Origin of the sequence: Amaricoccus sp. (assembly GCF_036846665.1) — a bacterium.
GTDB lineage: Bacteria > Pseudomonadota > Alphaproteobacteria > Rhodobacterales > Rhodobacteraceae > Amaricoccus.
The window spans coordinates 1-6730 of the sequence record NZ_DAIUBO010000210.1; the positions used below are offsets into that span (position 1 = coordinate 1).

General features: G+C 71.2%; 6 protein-coding genes. 3 read left to right on the plus strand and 3 right to left on the minus strand.

Going from position 1 to position 6730, the window contains the following annotated elements; translation table 11 throughout:
- Nucleotides 1–379: 379 nt before the first annotated feature.
- The gene (locus V7050_RS16630; RefSeq protein ID WP_324369650.1) at nucleotides 380–1399 is read right to left on the minus strand and encodes a DUF2125 domain-containing protein; all 1020 of its coding nucleotides are present in this window, start codon (nucleotides 1397–1399) and stop codon (nucleotides 380–382) included.
- Nucleotides 1400–1460: 61 nt separating this feature from the next.
- Here V7050_RS16630 and V7050_RS16635 point away from each other — a divergent pair, with 61 nt between their 5' ends.
- The gene (locus V7050_RS16635) at nucleotides 1461–1997 is read left to right on the plus strand and encodes a gamma-glutamylcyclotransferase (RefSeq protein WP_324369651.1); all 537 of its coding nucleotides are present in this window, start codon (nucleotides 1461–1463) and stop codon (nucleotides 1995–1997) included.
- Between the two features lie 80 nt (nucleotides 1998–2077).
- Here V7050_RS16635 and V7050_RS16640 read toward each other — a convergent pair whose 3' ends face one another.
- The gene (locus V7050_RS16640) at nucleotides 2078–2551 is read right to left on the minus strand and encodes an NfeD family protein (protein WP_324369652.1); all 474 of its coding nucleotides are present in this window, start codon (nucleotides 2549–2551) and stop codon (nucleotides 2078–2080) included.
- Nucleotides 2552–2554: 3 nt separating this feature from the next.
- Entirely contained in the window at nucleotides 2555–3478 is a 924-nt protein-coding gene (locus V7050_RS16645; RefSeq protein WP_324369653.1) for an SPFH domain-containing protein, read from the minus strand.
- Between the two features lie 154 nt (nucleotides 3479–3632).
- On the opposite strand from V7050_RS16645, the gene V7050_RS16650 reads away from it, so the two are divergent.
- On the plus strand, nucleotides 3633–4790 hold the full coding sequence (locus tag V7050_RS16650) for a biopolymer transporter ExbB (RefSeq protein WP_324369654.1): 1158 nt from the start codon (nucleotides 3633–3635) through the stop codon (nucleotides 4788–4790).
- Nucleotides 4791–4793: 3 nt separating this feature from the next.
- The gene (locus V7050_RS16655) at nucleotides 4794–6353 is read left to right on the plus strand and encodes a peptidoglycan -binding protein (RefSeq protein WP_324369656.1); all 1560 of its coding nucleotides are present in this window, start codon (nucleotides 4794–4796) and stop codon (nucleotides 6351–6353) included.
- Nucleotides 6354–6730: the final 377 nt, after the last annotated feature.

Sequence of the window (6730 nt, forward strand, 5' to 3'; positions counted from 1 at the left end):
GAGCACTCCCTTGGTAAGGGAGAGGTCGAGAGTTCAAATCTCTCCGGCAGCACCAGCACTTAGCGGCATCATTTCACGTTTCCCGCAACGATACGTGCAACGATTGGCTGGACCGCCATGACGGCGGCGTCCCGGAAGCGAGCGCGGATCGGCGAGATGGGACTCCGTGCATCGCGACCCGGAGCTTTCCCGCAAAGGCCGAAGGCTTCGTCCAGACCCCTCTGCGCGAACGGGCCCACGGCCTGGCCTAGAACGCACCCGATGCACGCAATGCCGACCTGCCGCGCCGGCTTGACCGGGTCGATCGATCTCGACCCCATGCGGCCCTCAGAGGCTTGGCTCCGCTCTCCGCGGTGAGGAAGGCGATGGGAAGCCATGGCTAGCCGCTCCGGCCGGGAAGCACCAGCCGCGGCGCCGCGCCCAGGACCACCGGCCCGAGACGGGCGACGCCATCCTCGAAATCGAGCGGCACCTTCAGCGATTCCGCGTCGCCCGAGAGGGTCGCGATCAGCCCCAGCCCGGTGCGCAGCGCCGCCGCGAGCGCCGGCGCGAGCCTGCCCGAGGCCTCGGCGAGCGCGATCATCTCGCGCCAGTTCCGCGCCCGCAGGTCGAGCCGGCCTCGGGCGAAGCCCTGCGCATCGACGTCGAGCGTGCCTCGGGCGCGCAGGTCGAGCGATCCCCAGGTGACGGAGGCATCGCGCACCAGCACCTGTTCGAGCACCGGATTGCCCGCCTCGACGGAGGCCCGGTTCCAGGCGCGGTCGAAGTCGAGCGTGACGTCGAGATGCACGCGCTCCACCGCCGGGGGCAGCACCTCCATGCCGCCGATCCGGGCGCTCAGCGCCTCCGGCAGCTGGATGTTCTCGGCGGTCAGCCCGATGTCATGGGCGAAATCCGGGGCGCCGTCGCCCGCCTGCCGCGTGGCGAAATTCGCATGCCCGATCGCCGCCGCCCAGCCCGAGTCGCCGCGGAGCGCCATGTCCTCGATCTCGATGCTGCTCCGGTCGAGCGTCAGCCGCGTGTCCGGCTCGAAGATCACCGAGCCGCGCATCAGGCGGCTGTCGAGATGCACCGTCTCGTAGGGGGTCGCGACGGTCTGCGGGCCGGGCCAGGCGGCGATGACGTGATGGGGCTTGTAGGCGAGCGACAGCACCTCGAACCGGTCCGCCTGCCAGGCCCAGCCGGCCTCGGGGTCGGCGATGTCGAGGCCCTCGACGATCAGGTCGATCCGGTTGGGAAAGCCGGTGACGCGCACATCCGCCGCCTCCGCCACCCAGCCCGCGTCCCGGCGTCCGGCGAGCCAGGATTCGATCGCGTTCTGCCGGGTCGTGGCGCCGAAGTACCACCAGCCGCTCCAGGCCAGTCCTGCGAGGATCACGATTGCCAACAGGATGCGCATCGCCTAACCCCCCGAGCGGTCCCTGGTGGATAGCCCAGGCGGTGCGACGGGAACAAGGGCGATGCAAGCGGGCGATCTCTGGGTATTCGGTTACGGCTCGCTGATCTGGGAGCCGGGATTCGATTTCGTCGAGCGGCGGCTGGCCACGCTCGAGGGCTATCGCCGGGCCTTCTGCATGGCCTCGATCCGCTATCGCGGCACGCCCGAGGCGCCGGGGCTGGTGCTCGCGCTCGACCGCGAGGCGGAGGGCGCGTGCCGCGGTGTCGCCTATCGCGTGTCCGGGCCGGTGGCCGCGGCGACGCTCGAGTATCTGCGCGAGCGGGAGCTGATCTCCTATGCCTATGACGAGGCGCGGCTAAAGGTGCGGCTGGACGGGGGCGGCGAGGTCGAGGCGGTGACCTTCGTGAGCAACCGCGAGCATCCGCAATATCGCGGCGGGCTCTCGCTCGACGACCAGGCCGCGGTGATCGCCCGGGCGGTCGGCCCGCGGGGGCCGAACTCGGACTATCTGCTCAACACGGTCGCGAGCCTCGAGGCGCTGGGGCTGCACGATCCCGAGCTTCACGAGCTCGCGGAAATGGTGCGCCGGCGCCGGTAGCCGCGGGGCGCGCGCCTCCCGCCGGGCTTGATGGTTGCGCCGGGCGGCCCTGAGCTCGGACGGCGCGGCTCCGGCGTTCCCTAGATCTTGCGCACCCAGACGACGATGCCGTCCGCGGCGATGATGCGGACCCGGTCGCCGGGGTCGAGCTTGACGTCGCCGCCGTCGAGCCGCGCCGGCCAGGGCACGCCGTCCACGGTCACCTGTCCCTCGTGCCAGGAGAACGCCACCACCTCGGCCTCGCGGCCGACCAGCGCATCCGCCCGGCGGTTCAGCTTGCCGGCCTTGTCGCCGAGATCGCCGTAGCGGGCCACGAGCGCGCGTCCGGCGAAGGTGAAGGCGATCGACAGCACGCCGAAGATCGCGATCTGGCCCCAGATCGAGAGCCCGCCGGTGAGCCAGAGCGTCGCCGCGGTGACGAGGGCGGCGAGCGCCGACCAGATCAGCACGGTCGAGACCGTCAGCATCTCGATCGCCGCGAAGAGGATGGCGGCGGCCACCCACCACCAGGGCGACACCGCCGCACCGATCAGATCCGGTCCCGCCGCCTCCACCGGTCAGCCCCGCTCGCCCGAGCCCGCGGCCCGGGCGATCTCGGCGATGCCGGTGATCGAGCCGATCAGGCCCGCCGCCTCCAGCGGGATCATCACCGTCTTGGAATTCGGGCTCGCCGCGACGTCGCGCAGGGCTTCGGTGTATTTCTGGGCGACGAAATAGTTCACCGCGCGGATATCGCCGCGGGCGATGGCCTCGGAGACCATGGAGGTCGCCTTGGCCTCGGCTTCCGCCGCGCGCTCGCGGGCCTCGGCGTCGAGAAAGGCGGCCTGGCGGCGGCCCTCCGCCTCGCGGATCTGCGCCTCGCGCTCGCCCTCGGCCTTGAGGATCGCCGCCTGCTTCTGGCCCTCGGCGGTGAGGATCTCGGCCCGCTTCAGCCGTTCGGCCTTCATCTGTCGCGCCATGGCCTCGTTGATGTCGGGCGGCGGCGCGAGGTCGCGGATCTCCACCCGCGTCACCTTGACCCCCCAGGGCGTCGAGGCCGCGTCGATCACCGCGAGCAGGCGGTGGTTGATCGCATCGCGGTTCGAGAGCGCCTCGTCCAGCTCCATCGAGCCCAGCACGGCGCGGATGTTGGTCTGGCTGATGTTGCGCAGCGCCTGTTCGAGGTCGCGCACCTCATAGGCCGCCTTGCTGGCCTCGACCACCTGGTAGAAGGCCACCGCATCGGCCACCACCATGGCGTTGTCCTTGGTGATGACCTCCTGTTCCTCGATGTCGAGAACCGTCTCCATCATGTTGATCCTGGAGCCGATCCTGTCCATCAGCGGGATCAGGAAGCGCAGGCCGGGATCGAGCGTGCGGGTGTAGCGGCCGAAGCGCTCCACGGTCCAGTTCTCGCCCTGCGGGACGGACTTGACCATCGTGAAGATCAGGATGATCGCGAAGGCCAGGATGGCGATTGCGGGGGCGCCGAAGGCTTCCATTGCTCGGTCCTCGTTCGGTGCCGTCGCCGGCACGCAGCTGCTCTGCCCCCTCACAATGTTTGGAGCGGATTGTGCTGCAACACAAGCCGGTTGGAAAGCGCGCCGCAGCGTCGTAATGTCGCGCGGCAGGGGCCAAAGAAAGATACAGGCACACATGAGGCTCTCTCACAAGGCCGAGCCGCATTTCTCGCAACCGGTTCGGCAGATCGTGATGATGCTGATCGTCCTGGGGCTGGCGGTCGCCGGCGGCATCCTCGTCTTCCCGGCGGTGGCGCCGATCTTCCTCGCCTCGCCCTGGCTGAACGGCTTCATCGGCATCGTCTTCCTCGCCGGCGTCGCCGCCTGCTTCTGGCAGGTCTTCACGCTGATCGCCTCGGTGAGCTGGATCGAGGGCTTCGCCGCCGACCGGCCCGGCCACGAATTCACCAAGGCGCCGCGGCTGCTCGCCTCGCTCGCGGCGCTGCTCTCGGAGCGCCGCGCCCGGCGGGCGCTGACCTCGAGCTCCACCGGCTCGATCCTGCAATCGGTCGGGACGCGCATCGACGAGCAGCGCGACCTCACCCGCTACATCATCAACCTCCTGATCTTCCTCGGCCTGCTCGGCACCTTCTACGGGCTCGCCACGGTGGTGCCGGCGGTGGTCGACACGATCCGCTCGCTCGCCCCGCAGGAGGGCCAGAGCGCCATCGAGGTCTTCGACAACCTGATGACCGGCCTCGAGGGCCAGCTCTCGGGCATGGGCACCGCCTTCGCCTCCTCGCTGCTCGGGCTCGCCGGGTCGCTGGTTGTGGGGCTTCTGGAGCTCTTCGGCAGCCATGCCCAGAACCGCTTCTACCGCGAACTCGAGGAATGGCTCTCCTCGATCACCAAGATCGGCCTGCCGGGGGTGGAGGGCGAGGAGGCGCTGACGGCGGGCAACGTGCTGGCGGTGATCGGCCAGACCGCCGAGCAGATCGACGGGCTGCGCGAGGTGATGGAGGCCAGCGCCGGCCGCGCCGCCGAGACCGACGCGCGCATCGCCGAGATGGTGCGCCTGCTCGCCGAGCCCAAGGCGCCGCCGGTGGACAATGCGCTGCTCGAGCGCATCGCCGCGGCGCAGGAGCGCGTGGTCCTGCTGCTGGAATCCCGCGGCGAGGAGGAGGGCGGCCCCGACGCCGAGACCCGCGCCCGGCTGCGCTCGATCGACACCCAGGTGCTGCGCATCCTCGAGGATCTCTCCGCCGGCCGGCAGGATCTCGTCACCGAGATCCGCCAGGACATCGCGGGCCTCGCCGAGGCGCTGCGCGGCGTTCTCGCGCGCGGGAGGCTCTGAGCCATGGCGCTCAGCCGCCGCGGCGCCGGGCGGTTCCCGGCCTCGATCTGGCCCGGATTCGTCGATGCGATGACGGCGCTGATCCTGGTGCTCTTCTTCGTGCTCTCGATCTTCATGATCGTGCAGTTCGTGCTGCGCGACACGATCTCGGGGCAGGGCAGGGAGCTCGACGAGCTGTCGCTCCAGGTCGCCAATCTCGCCGATGCGCTGGGGCTGGAGCGCAGCCGCGCCGACCGCGCGGCCGAGCTGGTCTCGACCCTGACCGCCGAGCGCGACGCCGCCGCCGCCGCGAGCGCCGATTTCGAGGCGCAGGTGGCGAGCCTACTCGCGCGCAACACCGACCTCTCCGGCCGGCTGGAGAGCGCCGAGGCCGCGAGCGCGGCGCAGCTGAGCGCCAACGAGGCGCTCGAACGGGCGCTCGCCCAGGCCCGCGAGGAGGTCGATGCCAATGCGGAGGCCGCCCGCCTCGCCGCGGCGCGACGGGAGGCGCTCGAGGCGCTGGTGGCATCGCTCCGGACCGATGTCGCGGAGCTGCAGGGCAATCTCGGCGAGAGCGAATCGAGCCTCACCGAGGCCGAGGCGGCGCGGGTCGCCGAGGCCGCCGCCGCCGAGGAACTGCGCAGGCGGCTCGCGGATTCGGATGCGGAGCTGACCGCCATGACCCTCAGCCTCGAGGCCGAGCGCAGGAAGGCCGAGGAGACCCTGACGCTGCTCGCCGCCGCCGAGGCGGCGCGCGACGCGCTGCAGGGCGACCAGAGCACGGCGCTCTCGGAGGCCGAGAAGCACGCGGCCGAGCTCACGCAGGCGCGCGCGCTGCTGGCGCAGGAGCAGGAGGTCTCCGCCGAGAGCCAGCGGCAGGTGGCGCTGCTCAACCGGCAGACCGCGGAGCTGCGCAGCCAGCTCGACGAGCTCCAGGGCCTGCTCGATCTCGCCGAGGCCGGCGATGTCGCCGCCAGGGTCCAGATCGAGAAGCTCGGCGCCAATCTCAACGCGGCACTGGCGCGCGTCGCCGCGGAGGAGCGCGCCCGCGCCGAGGCCGAGGCCGCCAGGGCCGAGCTCGAGGCGCGCGAGCGGGCGCGGCTCGAGGCGGAGACCAAGGATCTCGCCAGCTACCGCTCCGAGTTCTTCGGACGGATGCGCGCGATCCTCGGCGCGCGCGAGGGCGTGCAGGTCGTCGGCGACCGCTTCGTCTTCGACAGCGAGGTGCTCTTCCCGCCGGGATCGGCGACGCTGAACGCCGCCGGCCGGGAGCAGGTCGCGCGCGTCGCCCAGGTGATCCGCGACATCGCCGACGACGTGCCGCCGGAGATCGACTGGATCCTGCGCGTCGACGGCCATACCGACCGGGTGCCCGTGACCCCCGGCGGCCCGTTCCGCGACAATTGGGAGCTCAGCCAGGCCCGCGCGCTCTCGGTCGTGCAATACATGATCGACACCCAGGGCATCCCCGCGAGCCGCCTCGCCGCCACCGGTTTCGGCGAGTTCCAGCCCCTCGATCCCAGCGACAGCCCCGAGGCGCTGGCCCGCAACCGCCGCATCGAGCTGAAGTTCACCGAGCGGTAGGTGCCGGGCCGCCGCGCGTTCGCGCCGGGCCCGCCGAGCGCCGGCACGTCATGTTTATGTTAAAAATCAATATAATGACCATGGTCCCAACTTGGGACCCTGTCCGTCTCATACCGGCGGCCCTTCCGATTGACCGATCCTGGGTCTGGCTCTCGGGACAGGGAAAAGGCCGCGCTCCGCGCGGCCCGCCTGACATGCCCCCGGAGCGAAAAGGCGAGGCGCCGGTGGCGCGTCGCCCGGTCCGGCCGCCCGGAGGCGCGCGCCGCTGGGCGAGGGGGGTGCAGTTTCACCACCGGTTGAGGATCGGGGCGCGCCGGCCCCGGGCAGGGCCGGCGCGGCCCGATCGCCACGGGTCGATCGGGCTGGGGACACCCTGG

Excerpts from the sequence above, each read along its gene's own strand:
- V7050_RS16635 (WP_324369651.1), top strand. The coding sequence starts at position 1,461 with ATGCAAGCGGGCGATCTCTGGGTATTCGGTTACGGCTCGCTGATCTGG.
- V7050_RS16645 (WP_324369653.1), bottom strand. The coding sequence starts at position 3,478 with ATGGAAGCCTTCGGCGCCCCCGCAATCGCCATCCTGGCCTTCGCGATC.
- V7050_RS16655 (WP_324369656.1), top strand. The coding sequence starts at position 4,794 with ATGGCGCTCAGCCGCCGCGGCGCCGGGCGGTTCCCGGCCTCGATCTGG.
- V7050_RS16650 (WP_324369654.1), top strand. The coding sequence starts at position 3,633 with ATGAGGCTCTCTCACAAGGCCGAGCCGCATTTCTCGCAACCGGTTCGG.
- V7050_RS16630 (WP_324369650.1), bottom strand. The coding sequence starts at position 1,399 with ATGCGCATCCTGTTGGCAATCGTGATCCTCGCAGGACTGGCCTGGAGC.